The 18,152-nt window shown below is 45.0% G+C and carries 16 protein-coding genes and 4 pseudogenes; 7 read left to right on the top strand and 13 right to left on the bottom strand.

Annotated features, from left to right (window positions below; all coding sequences use genetic code 11):
* Nucleotides 1–76: 76 nt before the first annotated feature.
* Complete coding sequence (locus UA76_RS10695) at nucleotides 77–1,609, bottom strand: hypothetical protein (RefSeq protein ID WP_047045834.1); 1,533 nt, start codon at nucleotides 1,607–1,609, stop codon at nucleotides 77–79.
* Between the two features lie 115 nt (nucleotides 1,610–1,724).
* Entirely contained in the window at nucleotides 1,725–2,285 is a 561-nt protein-coding gene (locus tag UA76_RS10690) for a CBS domain-containing protein (RefSeq protein ID WP_047045833.1), read from the bottom strand.
* 515 nt (nucleotides 2,286–2,800) lie between these two features.
* On the opposite strand from UA76_RS10690, the gene UA76_RS10685 reads away from it, so the two are divergent.
* Complete coding sequence (locus tag UA76_RS10685; protein WP_047045830.1) at nucleotides 2,801–3,709, top strand: LysR substrate-binding domain-containing protein; 909 nt, start codon at nucleotides 2,801–2,803, stop codon at nucleotides 3,707–3,709.
* Nucleotides 3,710–3,806: 97 nt separating this feature from the next.
* On the opposite strand, the gene UA76_RS10680 is transcribed toward UA76_RS10685, so the two are convergent.
* Nucleotides 3,807–5,054 carry a DUF5666 domain-containing protein gene (locus UA76_RS10680; RefSeq protein WP_047045828.1) on the bottom strand — a complete coding sequence of 416 codons (1,248 nt, stop codon included), beginning with the start codon at nucleotides 5,052–5,054 and terminating at the stop codon, nucleotides 3,807–3,809.
* 92 nt (nucleotides 5,055–5,146) lie between these two features.
* On the opposite strand from UA76_RS10680, the gene UA76_RS10675 reads away from it, so the two are divergent.
* The 4 genes and pseudogenes from UA76_RS10675 (at nucleotide 5,147) to UA76_RS10660 (ending at nucleotide 8,191) form a co-directional block, all read left to right on the top strand.
* Nucleotides 5,147–5,815, top strand: a complete 669-nt coding sequence (locus UA76_RS10675) for a response regulator transcription factor (RefSeq protein ID WP_047045841.1) — start codon at nucleotides 5,147–5,149, stop codon at nucleotides 5,813–5,815.
* Nucleotides 5,787–7,055, top strand: coding sequence for a sensor histidine kinase (locus tag UA76_RS10670; protein ID WP_047045826.1), 1,269 nt, complete (start codon nucleotides 5,787–5,789; stop codon nucleotides 7,053–7,055). The genes UA76_RS10675 and UA76_RS10670 overlap by 29 nt, the downstream gene beginning before the upstream one ends.
* A gap of 201 nt (nucleotides 7,056–7,256) precedes the next feature.
* Complete coding sequence (gene zur, locus UA76_RS10665) at nucleotides 7,257–7,709, top strand: zinc uptake transcriptional repressor Zur (RefSeq protein WP_157617619.1); 453 nt, start codon at nucleotides 7,257–7,259, stop codon at nucleotides 7,707–7,709.
* Between the two features lie 21 nt (nucleotides 7,710–7,730).
* Nucleotides 7,731–8,191: pseudogene (locus tag UA76_RS10660) on the top strand (chemotaxis protein CheX).
* A 148-nt stretch (nucleotides 8,192–8,339) separates the two neighbouring features.
* Here the strand turns inward: UA76_RS10660 and pgi are convergent.
* The gene (gene pgi, locus UA76_RS10655; protein WP_047045824.1) at nucleotides 8,340–9,992 is read right to left on the bottom strand and encodes a glucose-6-phosphate isomerase; all 1,653 of its coding nucleotides are present in this window, start codon (nucleotides 9,990–9,992) and stop codon (nucleotides 8,340–8,342) included.
* A 294-nt stretch (nucleotides 9,993–10,286) separates the two neighbouring features.
* Here pgi and UA76_RS10650 point away from each other — a divergent pair.
* Nucleotides 10,287–10,705: pseudogene (locus UA76_RS10650) on the top strand (secondary thiamine-phosphate synthase enzyme YjbQ).
* 47 nt (nucleotides 10,706–10,752) lie between these two features.
* On the opposite strand, the pseudogene UA76_RS10645 reads toward UA76_RS10650, so the two are convergent.
* From UA76_RS10645 to UA76_RS10635, 3 genes and pseudogenes are all read right to left on the bottom strand, one after another.
* Nucleotides 10,753–11,939: pseudogene (locus UA76_RS10645) on the bottom strand (BamA/TamA family outer membrane protein).
* The gene (gene alr, locus UA76_RS10640) at nucleotides 11,936–13,024 is read right to left on the bottom strand and encodes an alanine racemase (RefSeq protein ID WP_047045836.1); all 1,089 of its coding nucleotides are present in this window, start codon (nucleotides 13,022–13,024) and stop codon (nucleotides 11,936–11,938) included. Before alr ends, UA76_RS10645 begins: the two are co-directional and overlap by 4 nt.
* 4 nt (nucleotides 13,025–13,028) lie before the next feature.
* Nucleotides 13,029–14,441 (bottom strand): replicative DNA helicase, encoded by a 1,413-nt coding sequence (locus tag UA76_RS10635; RefSeq protein ID WP_047045822.1) that lies wholly within the window; start codon nucleotides 14,439–14,441, stop codon nucleotides 13,029–13,031.
* A gap of 175 nt (nucleotides 14,442–14,616) precedes the next feature.
* On the opposite strand from UA76_RS10635, the gene UA76_RS10630 reads away from it, so the two are divergent.
* The gene (locus tag UA76_RS10630) at nucleotides 14,617–15,375 is read left to right on the top strand and encodes a DUF481 domain-containing protein (protein ID WP_047045818.1); all 759 of its coding nucleotides are present in this window, start codon (nucleotides 14,617–14,619) and stop codon (nucleotides 15,373–15,375) included.
* 89 nt (nucleotides 15,376–15,464) lie between these two features.
* Here the strand turns inward: UA76_RS10630 and rplI are convergent.
* The 6 genes and pseudogenes from rplI to UA76_RS10605 all read right to left on the bottom strand — a co-directional run bounded on the left by rplI (nucleotide 15,465) and on the right by UA76_RS10605 (nucleotide 17,861).
* Nucleotides 15,465–15,916 (bottom strand): annotated as a pseudogene (gene rplI / locus UA76_RS10625) (50S ribosomal protein L9).
* Between the two features lie 32 nt (nucleotides 15,917–15,948).
* A complete protein-coding gene (gene rpsR, locus UA76_RS10620) occupies nucleotides 15,949–16,176 on the bottom strand; it encodes a 30S ribosomal protein S18 (RefSeq protein ID WP_000090472.1) in 228 nt (75 codons plus the stop codon).
* Nucleotides 16,177–16,192: 16 nt separating this feature from the next.
* Nucleotides 16,193–16,495, bottom strand: a complete 303-nt coding sequence (priB, locus tag UA76_RS23015; RefSeq protein WP_075202566.1) for a primosomal replication protein N — start codon at nucleotides 16,493–16,495, stop codon at nucleotides 16,193–16,195.
* Between the two features lie 8 nt (nucleotides 16,496–16,503).
* Nucleotides 16,504–16,893 (bottom strand): 30S ribosomal protein S6, encoded by a 390-nt coding sequence (rpsF, locus tag UA76_RS10615; protein ID WP_047045803.1) that lies wholly within the window; start codon nucleotides 16,891–16,893, stop codon nucleotides 16,504–16,506.
* A 226-nt stretch (nucleotides 16,894–17,119) separates the two neighbouring features.
* Complete coding sequence (gene bfr, locus UA76_RS10610) at nucleotides 17,120–17,599, bottom strand: bacterioferritin (RefSeq protein WP_047045802.1); 480 nt, start codon at nucleotides 17,597–17,599, stop codon at nucleotides 17,120–17,122.
* A gap of 70 nt (nucleotides 17,600–17,669) precedes the next feature.
* Nucleotides 17,670–17,861: a (2Fe-2S)-binding protein gene (locus tag UA76_RS10605; RefSeq protein WP_047045801.1), complete on the bottom strand. Its 192-nt coding sequence runs from the start codon at nucleotides 17,859–17,861 to the stop codon at nucleotides 17,670–17,672.
* Nucleotides 17,862–18,152 lie beyond the last annotated feature (291 nt).

Genomic DNA, 18,152 nt, shown 5'->3' with positions numbered 1-18,152 from the left:
GATGACTCAAAAAAGAAAATGGCAGAGTTGCCTCTGCCATTTTGAGCACTAACCAACTGACATTGAGCTAGTGAAGCTAAATCATCATTGTGGAGTAAAGCACGCCAATTAAACCAAGGCTTGCTAATACGAGTACCGCTTTCTCAGCCATTCGACCATTACTTTCCGCCGCCTTACCGAACATGCCAAATACCAGCGGATGTACTAGGAATGTCATTGCGAACGTAAAGGTAATCAAGCTGGCAGCCGTTGCACCAAACATGCCTTCTTGTACCGCAGCAAACAGACCAAAGTGAGATAAGCCCGAAGACGCAGCCATTGAAGCGTGCTCTAGAGACATACCCGCAATGCTCAAGATAGTGAAGCTACCGAATACCGCCATAATCTGCCAACCGAGTGAGAACTGCATTAGGCCTTTTACTTCTGTGCCTTCACAACCATCCGCCTTGCGTAGGTTTTTAAGTGAAAGCGCAACAAACGCAGCGCCAACGGCTATCAATGGCAAAGTCCATTCAATCATTAGCGCATCACGTTCGGCACTTGCCGCCAAAATGGTGAATACGAAGATATGACCTGCAAATGGAATGTTAATCATAATTGGTGCACGAGATGACGCGGTACGACCAAAGTCACCTGCCGTACAAGCACCGGTTAGACCTGAGTGAGATAGGCCACCAGCCATACCCGGTGCTAGGTTACGTAGATCGTTTGCTTTACCCGCAAAGATAAGGAGTGCCAAACCACCAAACATCCAGAATACTTGGCCAGCGAAACCGTAAACAATCACACTTTGTAGGCCTGGGATACCGAACGCTTCAATCATGTGAGAACCACCGACTAAGAAGCTACCCGCTAGCACTAAAGGAATACCGGCAAACAACAATGCGTTCATCGTTGGACCCAACTTCCATTTTGGCAGCAGCATGCCAAGGCCAGAAGACAGAATCATCGCGAAGAAGATTTGTGGTAAGCCAATGTAGGCTTCAACCGCACCTGCTAACCAAAGAGAGATATTAAGTACCGCAATGATTGCCATCACCTCAACCAAGCCTTTACGCAGGTACATAGGGCGATTCTGAGCTTTCGCGCGATTATCAATATAGATGAAACCAATAGCTAAACAGATGTAAGACAGCAATAGGAAAGAGTCGCCCAGTGGGAAGTCTCCAGTGCGGCCTGAAATTAGCACGTCTGCGGTTTGAATACCGATCAATAGAAAGAACGCACGAACAATAAAGGTTAATTGCGTACTGTTGGTGCCAACGAGCACTTCTTTTGTCGATGGTACGAAGAACTCGTCATCACCCGACAGTTTTTGCTTCGAAAGCAGGCGTTTGATCTCTTGCCCACCCACAAAGAAAGAGGCAATCAGCGCGATCACTGTTGTCTGACTCATCAGAACAACCACTGGGAAGTCACCAAGCCCAGGTTGAGCCATACCACTTTTCACTAGTAGCGCACCCATGCCGAGACCAAAAACAACAATAACCAAGAGAGATGAGTACTTAGTGCCTGCAACAATGGTGCGAGCGACCAGTACCATGATCGTCAATGCGACCAGTGCAATAGCAAAATGACTAAAAGCAAATAGATGAGAAATGTGTTCCATTAGAACTCCAATCAGAGTAATTAAACGGCTTACTTAGGCTCCAGTGCTATCCATGCACTTTTGTCCTGTCTTTATTGTCAGAGCCTAAAAGTAAGCAAAGCGTAGTAAGGCAAAGTTAAGCAGCGTTCGCAGCTTCAGAATCTTCATTCGCAGGCACATCACTTGGTGTGTCTAGCGCAACAGGCTCTGTAAACAGAGTACGAAGCGCCTTCAGCACTTCTTGACGCGAGACCACACCCACGAATTTGCCTTGGTCAGTCACAGGTAGAATTTGTGGCTTGTTCACTTTGATTGTCTTCGCACGCTCTTCAACTGACAGTGTGGTCATTTGGGTTGCGTAACCCATCGCTGTTGTTGGGTACAGTTGATCTTTATCTAGCGCTAAGAATTCCAGTACATCCGTCAAACGGTCATTCACATCGACAGTCACCAAGTCTGTTTTCATCAGGTTGGCAACATGAACGTCGCTGTCTGGGATGTAATCTTGGCACCACATTTCTACCATGATGTCGTGCGCCGAAAGGAAACCAACTAGGTCGCCTTTGTCGTTACATACAGGGGCACCGTTAACACGATGTTGAGACAACACATCGATAGCGAAAGGAAGGGTCGCTTCCACGTTCAGAACGGGAGCTTGGGTATTCACAATATCTTTAATCGTTAGTAAAGCACTCATTTTCTTCTCCTAAATTAGAAAGTACGCTCGGGCTAACAAAGGCTTGGCCTATGGGATTTGCTCAGCGCTTCAAGCTATGGAGAAAATCTTACTTAGCACTTCCAATTAAGTACAATTGATTAAATTTAGGTTACCATTCAATTTTAATGATATTAAAAAGTGGCCATTGTTGATTCTCAGCATTTGGTGAAATCATCAAACAAAGTGATGCAGGCTATTCATCCCTACTCTCATTCGTTTAGAACATTGGGTAGAGTTGGTTGGCATCCATGATAGAAAAGCGGTGAACAATTGATGACTCATATGAACCAGTCACCATTACCGACTTTTGAGTGGGATCGGCGGGTTAAAATCGATGAGGCGACAATAAGAAAACCGCCTATCATCAAGACTTTCGTTCCTATTAGTAGAAAACTTGATACAATTTAACTCGTTTCATAAAGTGTCAGTTTCCCTGATAGAGCAATCGATTACCTTTGGCATCGCTCTGCCAATATTGAATAAGAGGAGCACAAGTGCGTTATTCATTAAAACAATTAGCGGTGTTTGATGCTGTGGCAGAACTCGGCAGCGTTAGCCAAGCGGCTGAGCGTTTGTCTGTGACTCAGTCAGCAGCCAGTATGTCTTTGAGCCAATTAGAGAAATTATTGGGTCGCGAACTGTTTGTTCGCCAAGGTAAAGACATGCGTTTAAGCCATTGGGGAAATTGGCTTCGCCCACGCGCAAAACGTCTACTGCAAGATGCAGAACAGATCGAGCTCGGCTTCTATGACCAACACCTGTTTAGCGGTAGCATCAACATTGGTGCAAGCCAAACGCCTGCTGAGCACCTGGTGCCTGAGCTTATTAGTAAAATTGATAACGACTTCCCAGAAATTCGCACAGGCCTTGAAGTAAGAAGTACCCATCGAATTATTCAAGGTGTCCTCAATTATACTTACGACCTAGGCATCATCGAAGGCCGCTGCGACGACAACCGAACCCACCAAGAAGAGTGGTGTCGCGATCACCTAGTCGTTATCAGTGCCGCGCATCACCCGTATGCCAAGAATAAACAGGTAAGCTTATCTCAACTTGAGCAAGCCCAGTGGGTATTACGCGAAGGTGGTGCAGGTACGCGTGAAATCTTTGAAAGCGCTATGGTGCCACTTATTCCTGATCTAGACGTTTGGCGTGAGTACTCTCACGTACCCGTGATCCGCACCATGGTCGCCAATGGCCAGTACTTAAGCTGTTTGCCTTATCTGGATGTGGCACCGCATGTCGAGCGCGGTGAGCTGGCAGTCCTTAACGTACCTGAACTTAAGATGGATCGCGCCATTTCCTTTATCTGGCGCGCGGATATCGGTGATCACCCTCTGCTTGAATGCATTAAGCGAGAAGGGCACAGAATGATGAAGAACCATAAAATTTTGAAAAGCTAACCTTACTCTTCTTCCTATTAAGCACCCCATTCAAAACACTCATACAAAAAATGGCGATGTTTCACATCGCCATTTTTTATTTCGCTATCAGTTCTACTTAATCATCGCAGTTAGATACTGTGCGCGTGCCGTCTAGGTCACAATCTACTTCTACCCAGCGGCCATTGAATCGATCTAATGATCCATCTGTTGCTTCATAACCCCACAGCCTGCCGTTGTTCACAGGACCTTCAAGTTCAATATCATCGTCTCTGTCTTCACGTTCAATCTCGTACGCCACAAAACGATCGTTGATGTAGCGTCCTTCCACTTCTACCCATACACCATTAAGGTTATTGATAGAAAGATCGTCCTCGAATTCAGTGCGGTTTGTAATCACGATATCATCGCCACCGTTAATCTTAAATGTCATTTCCCCACGAGAGTGCTCGGCGTAACCTTCCACTTCAAACTCTTTACCGCGCTTGAAATCACCATCATCTTCAAATTCCACTTCGTCGGCAATCAAACGGCCATTGCGATAAAGCAGCTCAACTTCAACCCAGCGCCCAACTTCTAAATCACTTCGTTTGCCATCATCAAACTCGGTACGGTCAGTGATGGCAATGTTCAGATGATTGTTCAATTGGAACATGGTGATATCACTGTTTACCCAAGTTACCAAGCCTTCAATCTCGACATCATCATATTTGCTGTAGTCTTCTGCATAAATTTCTGATGCTCTCAAGCTATTGTTCACCATATCACCGAACACCTCGACCCAATGGCCGTTTTTCAGCGAAGAAGCACCATGTAAGGTCGCGTTGCTGTAATCAACCTCAATACCGTTCAAAGTAAATGAGTAGCCTTGATGACGTTCAACAAAGCCTTCCATTTCAACTTCACCAATCTCTGGCATCAATTGCACTGATATCACTTCAATCGTGCCGTCCACCTGCGGATATGTAGTCACCATTACCCAATCACCTGCTTTAACACCTCGCAGATCGCTGTATTCTAGCTCGACACTATTGACGGAAAAGCGGTTACCTTTTACATAATCCACTTCACCTACCATCGAAGGATCTAGCTTCATTGAAGACACATTGTTGTTCACCGCGTCTGCTTGCACGCGCATACCATTGTCCAAACGAGCAAAATCTACCGAGTGTTGGCGGTAACAAATCTCTGCTCCGCTAGCTTGCAAACGATAGCCATTGAGTTGAAAGCTCTCATCTGAGACTGACATGGCTTTCACTTGGCCATCAAGCTTACCTGTCTTGGAATTTGATATACTTCCACCATCGTCATTGCGGCAAGCAGTTAACGACATCGCGACAACCAGCGCTAGTATCGACTTGTTCATATGTAACCTATATCTAGAGAGTCTGAAAAATTCCGCGCATCTTAGCGATCAAAACGTGAAGCAAACGTGAAGAAAAAAGGTGATGAGTGAATATCAAAGTCTTGGTGGTTGAAGATAACCAACAAATAGCGGAAACCATCAGTGATTATCTGGAGCTAGAAGGGTTTATTGTCGAATGCTGTTATCATGGCGAGGCCGCATTATCCTTAGTGTCGCAGCAAAAATACGATGTCATTATTATGGACATCATGATGCCGAAAATTGACGGTGTGCTTACAACGTCAAGATTACGCAAAGAATTAAATTGCGGCACTCCTATCCTTTTCTTAACAGCCAAAGATACACTTGAAGATAAGATCTCCGCATTCAATGCAGGGGGCGATGACTATCTTGTCAAACCCTTCGCCCTTGAAGAGTTGGCCATTCGCATCCGCGCCTTGGCTCATCGTGGTGAACGTAAAGATCTCAGCCTACTCAACTACGCCGATATCGAGATCAATATTGAAAGTCAGGCGGTCTCACGCCAAGGGGAGGCAATCAAGCTCACCTTAATCCAATTTAAGATACTCACACTGCTGATCAAAAGTGCCCCTAACTTAGTTTCTAAGCAGCAAGTCATTCAGCATATTTGGGGAGAAGAAAGCCCCTCTAGTGATGCGCTACGAAGTCATATTTACGGGCTAAGAACCGCACTCGACAAAAACTTCACTCACTCTCGATTGGAAACCGTGCATGGCCAAGGCTACCGAATCAAACCCTAACCCCTACCCTAGTATCTACAAAAAGATTCGTTGGGGCATTGGTGTTCCCACAGTGATTCTGTTTGGACTGTTTTGGGGAATGCTCTACTGGGCCGAAAACCAAATGGAGGTGATTAGCCTCCACCACTGGATTGATACCGAATCAGCTCGATATCACCGTGATTACCAAACTCTAGGCGAAAACACCCCGCTACCCAATCCAAGCGAGTTTTATACTTTTTGGAGCCAAGATGCTGTTCCCGAGTGGCTAAACCGTTATGATTCCCCAGGGTTCTATGCCCACCGTTTCTTCAAAGAAGAGAAGCATTTTCTAGTTACGCCGCACCCGTCAGGTTCTGGGTTGCTTTACATCGTCTTCAAAGATGAGGCCGATGATTATCTTGATGCTTATGAAACAATTTTGCATCTCACTACCGTTGGCTTAGGCGCCTTGGTCGGCTTAGGTATGCTGCTTTATAGCCTCTACTTCATTCGGACTCTGTCTGCGCCATTAAATCAGCTAGAGGAAAAAATCCGTCGTATGCCCGACGATCAGTTTGCTCTCAGCGTTGACACGTCTTTTCGAGAAACTCGTGAAATTGAACATGCGCTTAATCGAAGTCAGCAAGCTATTCGCGATAATCTGCAAAGAGAGCAAGACTTCAGCCGCTTTGCATCTCATGAGTTGCGTACGCCCATTATGGTCATCAAAGGCTCGTCAGAATTATTGAACAAAATTGATAGTCAGCCACCTATCGCACGCAAGGCCATCAGACGCATTGCGATCGCAAGTGATGATATGTCACTGCTGACCGATGCCTTCCTTAACTTGGGCAAAGAGAACATTGAGCCCGAAACTTATGAAGCGATTGAGTTAAGCCCACTGTTTGCGCAGTTAAGTCAGCAGCTACTGTCTGTCAACGCCAATCAAATGCCACAGTGCCACTTCAGCTTCGAAGGTAATGCCTCCATTCATGCCCCACAAAGCTTTGTCACCATAGTGTTCAACAACTTACTCAAGAATGCCATCAACTACAGCAGTGGCGATATACGAGTTAATCTAAAGGAAGAGCAACTCACCATCAGTAACCCTTTTGATGATCAATATCGGCCTGAGCTTGGCTATGGTGTCGGTCTAACCATAGTGCAGCGAGTTTGCTCTAAAATGGGATGGGTATACCAAGAACACAATGAGCTGGGTCACTACTATGCAACCGTAACCTTCAAAAAAGTTAATAAGCATTCAGAGACTGGCGATTGAGTGCTACACTGAAAAGCGTATAAGGCTTGAACTATCTAACAGTATGAAAATCATATAAAGTGTAGCTCTTAAACAACGTAGGGTAACGTATAGTCTGTTTCGCTATTTACATGATGAGACACTATACTCACATATAGCAATTGTTGGTTGGACGGCGCTATTCATCTAGAAATAGTATATGATTAAGTGAGTCCAATCGTTATGGTGATAGGTTTGGACCAAGAGTTACTTAAGCAAATTGAACAAATTTGCACAGCGAGAGGCGTAAGGCTTACTCCGCAACGGAAAGGTGTTTTTAAGCTCATTAGTTCAAGTAAGAAAGCGTCAAGTGCTTACGAATTACTCGAACAGCTACAAAAGAGTGAACCGCAGGCCAAACCGCCTACGGTTTACAGAGCCTTAGATTTTTTAATGGAACAAGGCTTCATTCACCGAGTTGAATCGACAAACAGCTATATCTCTTGTTGCTCATGCAATGCTCATAAACATTACTCACATCTATTAATTTGCGATAAGTGTAGTGATGTGATTGAACTTCAAGATGATAGTTTGGTAGCCTTGCTATCGAAGAACGCACAAGAGCACGGGTTCAGTATCACCAATCACGTGATTGAATCTCATGGTATTTGCCAGTCGTGCCAATCCAGTGAATGAAGTTTGAAATAGAAGAAAGTTATGCGCGCTGAATTTGTAAACCCGTTTTTAGCATCTTTAATGAATGTTCTAAAAACGATGGCATCATTAGAACTGAAGCCTCAAAAACCTCGAGTTAAGAAAGATGAAATCGCTCGTGGTGATGTATCTGGCCTGATTGGTATGGTTGGTGATCAAACTCGTGGATCAATGTCCATTACCTTTGATGAAGCTCTGGCTTTAGAGATCATGCAAAACATGTTGGGCGAACGCCTAATGGCCTAAACGAAGAAGTGACCGACATGGTGGGTGAAATTACCAACATGGTTACAGGTGGTGCTAAACGCATCCTAGCGGAAAGCGGCTTCGACTTCGATATGGCAACGCCTGTGGTGGTTTCTGGTAAAGGCCACACCATTCGTCATAAGTGCGAAGGCTCTATCATTATCATGCCATTCACCTCACAATGGGGTAACGCTTTCATCGAAATCTGTTTCGAATAAGCAATAAAGAACCTAAAAAGGGGCAAGTGATTATTATCACTTGCCCCTTTTTGTTTTTTAAGACGAGGAAGCCTGCTTATCTGTTGAATCCAGCAGGTATAAAAAAAGCCAGCCGAAGCTGACCTTTTCACTATTCAATTGGCTCTAATTAAGCTTTAAACGCTTTGAATGCGTTAATTAGGCCATTCGTTGAGCTGTCGTGTGAGCTGATTGCTGAGTCATCTGCAAGCTCAGGTAGAATTTGGTTTGCTAGCTGCTTACCAAGCTCTACACCCCATTGGTCAAAGCTGAAGATGTTCCAAATAACACCCTGCACAAAGATCTTGTGCTCGTACATAGCGATTAGGTTACCCAGCGTACGTGGTGTGATCTGCTTAACTAGGATTGAGTTAGTTGGGCGGTTGCCTTCAAATACTTTGAATGGTGCAAGTGTCGCCGCTTCTTCTTCGCTCTTACCCGCTTTAGCAAACTCGGCTTTCACTGTTGCTTCATCTTTACCAAATGCTAATGCTTCTGTTTGTGCAAAGAAGTTAGACATGAGTTTCTGATGGTGGTCGCCAGCTGGGTTGTGGCTGATTGCTGGTGCAATGAAATCACATGGGATCAGCTTAGTACCTTGGTGAATTAACTGGTAAAACGCGTGCTGGCCGTTAGTACCTGGTTCACCCCAAATGATTGGGCCAGTTTGGTAAGTCACAGCGTTGCCGTCACGGTCTACGTATTTACCGTTTGATTCCATGTTACCTTGCTGGAAGTACGCCGCGAAACGGTGCATGTACTGGTCGTAAGGTAGAATCGCTTCTGATTCAGCGCCGTGGAAGTTGTTGTACCATAGTCCAATCAGCGCAAGGATCACAGGAATGTTGTTTTCTAGATCCGTTGACGCAAAGTGGTTATCCATCTCATGCGCGCCATCTAGAAGCTCGATGAAGTTGTCGTAACCTACCGCTAGAGCAATTGAAAGACCGATTGCTGACCATAGCGAGTAACGACCGCCAACCCAATCCCAGAACTCAAACATGTTGTCTGTATCGATACCAAACTCAGATACTGCTGGAGCGTTAGTCGAAAGCGCCGCAAAGTGCTTAGCAACGTGTGCTTGATCTTGTGCAGACTCTAGGAACCAATCTCGTGCGCTGTGCGCGTTAGTCATTGTTTCTTGTGTAGTGAATGTTTTAGACGCCACTAGGAATAGCGTTGTTTCTGGGTCTACTTTCTTTAACGTCTCAACAATGTGCGTACCATCAACGTTTGATACAAAGTGTAGGTTCAGGTGGTTTGTGTATGGCGCTAGTGCTTCTGTCACCATGTAAGGACCTAAATCCGAACCACCGATACCGATGTTCACAATATCCGTAATTGCTTTACCGGTGTAGCCTTTCCACTCACCGCCAATCACGCGCTCAGTGAATGATTTCATTTTCTCTAGTACTGCATTGACAGCTGGCATGACATCTTCGCCACCAACCATAACTGGCTTGTTGCTGCGATTACGTAGTGCAGTATGAAGTACTGCGCGATCTTCTGTTTTGTTGATCGCTTCACCGCTGAACATCGCTTCAATAGCAGATTTAAGCTCAGTCTCGTTTGCTAGTGCAAATAGGTTTGATAACGTGTCTTGATCGATAAGGTTCTTAGAGTAATCAACGAGAATGTCGTCACCGAAGCGTGCTGAGAATTGGTCAAAACGTTGCGGGTTTTGAGCAAAAAGCGATTTAAGGTCCATGTCTTGCGCCGTTTCAAAATGCGCAGTAAGTGCTTTCCAAGCTTGTGTTTGCGTTGGGTTGATGTTTTTCAGCATGATTTCGATCCCGATGTCTCTGTGGTTCCATTCCAACTAATCAACCAATAAGCCGCAACTTACTGTTGTTAGTGGAATCCCCGATTTAGCAAAATAAAAGATAACTGATCACTGTAAAAAGTCAGTGACAAAAATTGTAATTAATTTTCAGTGGCCAATTATGACTCAGCTTGATTACCCCTTTGTTGAGATAAATCACGTAAGTTAACTATGTTAATATACTGTCGTCTAAGGCCAAGCAACACAATAGCGCCGATTGAAAAAGTTTTCCAACGAGATTATAGAGGATGACCTATGTGGTTTCAGAAGAGTATTCACCTAGGCGCACAAAAGCGTGGTTTTCATCTCATCACTGATGAAATTGAACAACAGTTGCCGCAGATTCAAGGCATTTCCGTGGGTTTACTACACCTGTTCATCCAGCATACTTCTGCAAGTTTAACCTTAAATGAAAATGCCGATCCTACTGTGCGATTAGACATGGAGCAGCACTTCAATAAGTTCGTCCCTGAGAATGCCCCTACTATCAACATACTTATGAAGGTAGCGATGATATGCCTGCGCATATCAAATCATCTCTCTTGGGTGCGAGCGTGGCAATCCCGATTACAAACGGCCGACTTGCGCTCGGGACTTGGCAAGGCATCTATTTAGGCGAGCATCGAAATCACGGTGGTAGAAGAACGGTTATTGCGACACTTCAAGGGGAGTAGAAATAGCGCCGCAATAGAGAGTGGGGATTAAAGAAACGAAGAGAGCGTTAGAAAGGCTGGTTGATCATCACTCTAAATGTTTGATCATCGCTTGCACGAGCGATTTCCGCTCGAACAACAATCCCCTCAACTTGAAAGCGCACGGCACCACCCACACTCCACTTCAAGTCAGTATGAAGATCACTTAAGTTGTATTCATCCGCAACATTACCCGCTTCAGCAAACACCACCCACTGCCACCACGGCAAGTCGTAGTAGTTGATGACTGGAATGTCACCAAGCGGCTGCCAGTCTGGCAACATACGGTACTCTGCAGAATAGTGAATGGCTGAACGACCATGATAGCGACCGCTGGTGTAACTTCGCAGGCGATACAAGCCACCAAGTCTGTTTTGTAGTTGTTCTGGTGGTCGGCCACAATCTGACGTTTCACAATCTTTCCAAGTCGGCGTGTCTGCAGTATAGAAGTCCAATGCGACCACTTGTTGATCAAAAATGTCTGCTAATGGCCCTAGCGAGAAGAAATGACTGTTTTGGAACTCCCACGTCACCCAAGGTGAATCACTGCCCCAGTTCTCGGCGCCAACAGTAACATCTAAAGAAGTATGGGAACCTTTCGTCGTGTTGCGTGTGCTATCGCGGTTATCCCAGTCTAAGCCAATTTCGAAAGCGGTCGCTTTCTCGACGTCTGAATTTACATCGAGCTCACGCGATGAATACTGCGGAGTAAAGGTGATACTGCTGACACCCGATTCTTTAGGCGAGGCAAAGTGCACATCACGCTGGGGCATGAAAGCACCTTTTAGGCCATGATCTTTGACCGCGCCCCAAGGTAGCAAATACTTAAACTCAACCTCATAGTTTTGCTCAAAGCCATTGGTAATGGTCTTATCATCAATGCTTGAGTCACTTTTACCTTGTGAACCTAGGTAATAAGGCGTGTCATTGAGCTGCGCTTGATAGAGTTGAGTGCTGACAAGCAAAGAATCAGAAAGTGCGTAATTGAAGGCAGAGAGGAAGCAACATAGCTGTCTTTATCGGTATACAGCGCCATACCAAACAGCGCGGCTTGCGGCTGCCCCACACCTTTCGCTACACCGGCAACACCTAATGTGTGCCCTAGGCTTTCAGTGCTGAAATAGAATGGAACGAAAGCTTTGTCTTTCTCTTTAGCGAACGTCGAAAACGTTGCCAGCCAAGACAAACACAAAGCGATAAGTACTAGAGGTTTCACTCGCGGATGTATTCCATTTCAACACGTGACGTGAGCTTGGTAACTAGCTCGTAAGCGATAGTACCCACATGACTCGCAACCTCTTCAACTGACAATTCATTGCCCCAAAGAACTGCAACATCGCCCACTTTATCTGTCGCGTCAGGACCCAAATCAACCGTCAACATGTCCATCGACACGCGGCCAGAGATTGGCACTTTACGACCATTGACCCAAACAGGCGTTCCTGTCGGTGCCATTCGTGGATAGCCATCGCCGTAACCAATTGCAATGACGCCAATCTTGGTATCGCGATCGCTTTCCCAAATACTGCCGTAGCCGACACTTTCGCCTTTTTTAAGTTCACGTACCGCGATTAAAGGCGATTTGAGCGTCATGAGAGGTTTATAACCAAGCTCTTTGCCAGACTTGTCTGCAAAGGGAGAAACACCATACATAATGATGCCCGGGCGAACCCAATCTAACTGACTGATTGGCCAAGCAAGCAAACCCGCGGAAGCGGCTAGCGAACGGGGGCCTAATTCTTTATCCGTCAAAGAGAAGAAGAGGTCCATCTGCTGACGAGTATCCGGTTTATCCAACTCGTCGGCACAGCCAAAGTGACTCATGATATGCAGAGGCTTTGCCACGTTATCACAAGTATTTAAGCGGGTAACAAAATCTTGATACTGCTCCGACCGCACACCTAAACGATGCATACCACTGTCGACTTTAAGCCAAACTACGACTGGCTTATCCAGTGTTGCTTGCTCAAGTGCCTCAAGCTGTTCTTCACAGTGAACTACGGTCTGAATATTGTTAGCAACAAGAATCGGAAGATCGGTGGAAGAGTAAAAGCCTTCAAGCAATAAAACTGGCTTCTCAACGCCGCAATTACGAATTTGTAGGGCCTCTTCCACTCGCGCCACACCAAATGCATCGGCGCCGTGAGCGTGCTTAGCGATCTCACGTAGGCCGTGACCATAGCCATTGGCTTTAACTACCGCCATCACCTTGCTACTAGGTGCTTGCTTACGCACTTGCGCCAAGTTGTGTTCAAGTGCATTCAAATCGATTGAGGCAATGGCCGCTTTCATGTAGCTCATAGGATTACTCATCATCCATATCGAACGCAGGGCCTGCATAGTTATCAAAGCGAGAGAATTGGCCTTGGAAGGTCAAACGAACCGAACCAATTGGGCCGTTACGCTGCTTACCGAGAATGATTTCTGCCGTTCCCTTCATCGAACTTTCCGGGTTATACACTTCGTCACGGTAGATGAACATGATCAAGTCGGCATCCTGCTCGATAGAGCCTGATTCACGAAGATCCGAGTTTACTGGTCGTTTATCAGCACGTTGTTCAAGGGAACGGTTCAACTGAGAAAGCGCCACCACAGGAACATTCAGCTCTTTCGCTAGGGCTTTAAGCGAGCGAGAAATCTCCGCGATCTCCAATGTACGGTTGTCAGACAAAGCTGGAACGCGCATCAGCTGAAGGTAGTCGACCATGATCATTGAAAGGCCGCCACTTTCACGTGCAATACGTCTTGCACGTGAACGAACTTCAGTCGGTGTCAAACCTGAGCTGTCGTCGATGTACATATTCTTCTTCTGCATGAGAATACCCATGGTCGAAGAGATTCGAGCCCAATCTTCATCATCCAGCTGACCGGTACGAATCTTGGTTTGGTCGACGCGAGAAAGAGACGCGAGCATACGCATCATCAGCTGTTCTGCTGGCATCTCTAAAGAAAAGATTAAAACGGGTTTGTCTTGAGACATGGCCGCGTTTTCACACAAGTTCATCGCAAAGGTGGTTTTACCCATCGATGGACGCGCTGCGACGATAACGAGGTCAGAACCTTGTAGGCCTGCCGTCTTCTTATTCAAATCATTAAAGCCAGTATCAATACCGGTTACACCATTTTGCGGCGTTTTGTACAGGATTTCGATACGCTCAAGCGTCTTCTCTAGAATGTTATCAACGTTCTGAGGCCCCTCATTTTCTGAGGTACGCTCTTCAGCAATCGCGAAAACTTTTGATTCAGCAAGATCGAGTAAGTCTTCAGAGGTTCGACCTTGAGGATCGTAACCCGCATCCGCAATTTCATTGGCTACGCCAATAAGGTTTCTTACCAAAGCACGTTCTGCAACGATATCCGCATAAGCATTGATGTTGGCAGCACTTGGTGTGTTCTTGGCAAGATCCGCAAGGTAGGCAAAACCACCGACATCTTCAAGCTGCTCTCGCAACTCTAAGAACTCTGAAAGAGTGATAAGGTCGAGGGGTTTACTGTCTTCTAGAATTGACTTTACCGCTTCAAAAATAAGGCGATGAGGTCGGCTATAGAAATCTTGAGCCAATACCCGCTCAGCAACCGTATCCCAACGCTCATTATCTAGCAAGAGACCACCGATAACTGATTGTTCAGCTTCCAATGAATGTGGTGGAACCTTGATTGCATCTACTTGTGCATCATTCGATTTACGTGCGCGATTATCTGATCTGGTGTCGGCCATGAACTTGCTCAAAAACTTAACTATGACCGCCCATTATAACCAGATTCAGTGATTTGTAATCATCTACAAAAAAGAATGTCTTCGGTGTCGGTATTTTTAACTTACTGCTGACCATAAATGGTCGAACAAGGCATAATATGCGACTATTCTTCTTTCCCTGTCATTTGAGGTGCTGGTGTCAAAATTTGCTTTTGTAGGATTTAGTCTGCTTATAGCATCAGTTGCCTTTGCCAGCGACACGGAACAACAAAACTTCTCTTACCTAACACCACTTGATACCGAAGTGGAGTTTGGCTATCAAGCGCATAGCGGAAACTCTGACTCTGAGGCTTTGAACTCCCGCTTAAGTGCTGAGTACATTCAAGGCCGACACAGAACCCATGGTGAGTGGAAATTTTACATGCTTTATAAAGATGGCGAGGAAGATAAGCGCCAGTCTTCATACAATGTCCAAAGCGACTATAAGTTAAGCTCAAGAACCTATCTGTACGGAAGCTTTAGAGGCGTTGATTCGCGTTATAGCGCCTATTTTCGAGACTACACTCTATCAAGTGGTTTAGGTTATCAAGTCTCCAATACAAAAGACTTTCTATTAGAGGTCGAATTAGGCCCGGGTTATCGTTATCAGGAGCCTAACCTTGATGAGCTCAAAGATGATGACATCATCTTTCCAGAGATCGTAGAAGAAGGCATTTTCCGAGGAAGAGTAAACTCATCTTGGCAAATCCTCGACAATTTGAGTTTAAATGGCGACGTAACAGTGGTTTCAGGTCGAAGCAACATGCGCATTGATAGCAACGTCGGTGTGATTAACGATATCACCGATGATATTGCTCTTAAGCTTGCCTACTCGCGACAATACCACGATAAGGTTCCCGAAGGACTGCACAAAGCGGACAGCATCTTCTCGGTGAACATACTGTTTGTTTTCTAATGTGTTTTCCTAAGTCACAAACAAAAAAACACCAGCCTAGGCTGGTGTTTTTGTATCTTCAATGAAGAAGAATTCGTCTGGTACTGAAATTACTCAGCAGCAACAACTTGTAGAGTGATCGCAGCGAATACTTCAGAGTGAAGCTGTACGCTGATTTCGAACTCACCGATGTTACGTAGAGCACCTTCAGGAAGGCGAACTTCACTCTTAGCAACTTCAACGCCAGCAGCAGTGATTGCTTCAGCGATGTCACGAGTACCGATAGAACCGAATAGTTTACCTTCGTCACCCGCTTTAGAAGCGATAACAACCGCTTCAAGAGCGTTAACTTTCTCTGCACGAGCTTCAGCAGCAGCTAGTTGCTCAGCAACTTTAGCTTCTAGTTCAGCACGACGTGCTTCGAACATTTCAACGTTGCCTTTAGTTGCCATAACTGCTTTACCCTGTGGGATAAGGAAGTTACGAGCGTAACCAGATTTAACGTTTACTGTGTCGCCAAGACACCTAGGTTACCGATTTTATCAAGTAGAATAACTTGCATTGTTTAATCCTCTTTCTTAATAAAACGACCGATTACTGATGCTTATCAGTGTACGGTAGTAGAGCTAGGTAGCGTGAACGCTTAATAGCGCGAGCTAGTTGACGCTGGTACTTAGCGCTTGTACCAGTGATACGGCTAGGTACGATTTTACCAGCTTCAGTGATGTAGTTTTTAAGAGTTGCTACGTCTTTGTAATCAATCTCTTGTACGCCTTCTGCAGTGAAACGGCAGAATTTACGACGACGGAAGAAACGAGCCATGGGCTATCTCCTGATCTTAAATTTGAGTAATGTTGTCGGCATGCAACACTAATTTTCCCACGCCATTTCGGCCGGTCTGATAAGCGACAAATCCGCCTACCTTAATGTTACTACCTTGAACTAAATTCTGAGTTAACGTTTGTGACCTTTGCCCACTGACGACTATCGGCATTCGACAATAAACTTGTCTCGATAAGTCAGCTTCAAGAACAGTTGAACGATGCTCTAACCAAAATCGGCAATGCTCAATTCCACTAGGACTTTGGCTTCGAATAGGCGGTTTGACAATCGTGCCACTCAGCTCCATTCGATTGGTCATAAAGTTAATTACTCAGCAGCTGCTTCTGGCTTAGCTTCTGTACGCTCTTCGCGACGAGGAGCACGCTCTGCACGCTCTTCTTTTTGCTTAAGCATGATAGATTGCTCAGTGATAGCAGTCTTAGTACGCATGATCATGTTACGTAGAACTGCATCGTTGAAACGGAAAGCAGTTTCTAGTTCATCGATTACAGCTTGGTCAGCTTCAACGTTCATTAGAACGTAGTGAGCTTTGTGAAGCTTGTTGATTGGGTAAGCCATTTGACGGCGGCCCCAGTCTTCTAGACGGTGGATAGTACCGCCAGCTTCAGTGATAGAACCAGTGTAACGCTCGATCATGCCAGCAACTTGCTCGCTTTGATCAGGGTGCACCATGAATACGATTTCGTAATGACGCATTGGTTGCTCCTTACGGATTATTAGCTTCCACGTTTGGCCCGGTCGTCCAGAGGAAGCAAGGAACTAAAGATAAATGACCGAGTTTTAAGGAGCACGAATAGTACAGAAAGGAAGCAAATTAAGCAAGAAAAATGTGATGCAGGACTTTGAGGATATATCTAGAGCGGAGGAAATGAATAAGCACCACAAGTACGGCGGGCGTGATGCTCATTTGAAAGAATCTCAGTTAGTCATCTTCATCAACGTATTGCGCTTGTAGGTAGTTTTCGATACCGGTTAGCTCAATTAAACCAAGTTGAGTTTCTAGCCAATCAACATGCTCTTCTTCATCTTCTAAAATATCTTGAAAAAGATCACGCGAAACATAGTCACGAATGTCTTCAGCATAAGCTATAGCATCTTTGAGATCTGGAATCGCTTCCATCTCTAACTTAAGGTCGGCCTCTAGCATCTCTTTGGTGTCTTCACCAATATTCAGCTTACCAAGATCTTGCAGGTTCGGTAGACCTTCTAAGAAAAGGATACGTTCAATCAATTCGTCTGCATGCTTCATTTCGTCAATGGACTCGTGGTACTCCTTATCGGCAAGGTGTTTTAAACCCCAGTCCTTGTACATTCTGGCATGAAGAAAATATTGATTGATAGCAACAAGCTCGTTGCCAAGTATTTTATTCAAGTGTTGGATGATGATTGGATCACCTTTCATAACAAAGCCCTCCTCTTTGGCTCTTATAACTGTAGAACCAATTGAGAAGGTGTCAAAAAGGCTGTATGAGCTAACTTGCTTGTTTTAACTCAGAATAACTTTGGATATCTTCAAGAATTTGCTTCGCTTGGCGAACACACTTGCCACATTGACTGCCTAAAGCGGTACAACGACGAATACCTTTCATGTCGGTAACCCCTTCATCAACAACAAGTTTCTTTATCTTTTTATCAGACACACCGTGGCAAATACAAACGTACATACAGCAACCAAAGTTCAAATTTCTATAACAGAGAATATAAACGAGAATCGTTCACATTACCAAGGCAATTTAAGACGAATTTGTTATATCAAAACCGTGATTTACCTTGGTATTTTTCCATACAAAAAGTGCAGTTAAATTAACTCATTGTCAAAGCTTACAAATATTAGTGATAAGGAACAAAACACTTATAACCAAAACAAAAAAAGGAAGGCATATAGCCTTCCTTTTCTATCATGCGATTATCGCAATCTCTTCAAACAATTCCTAAGAATTAGTCAAAGATCTTAG

Origin of the sequence: Vibrio mexicanus (genome assembly GCF_001012815.1) — a bacterium.
In the GTDB taxonomy this organism is placed as follows: Bacteria; Pseudomonadota; Gammaproteobacteria; order Enterobacterales; family Vibrionaceae; genus Vibrio; species Vibrio mexicanus.
This window is presented reverse-complemented; position numbering and strand designations above follow the sequence as displayed.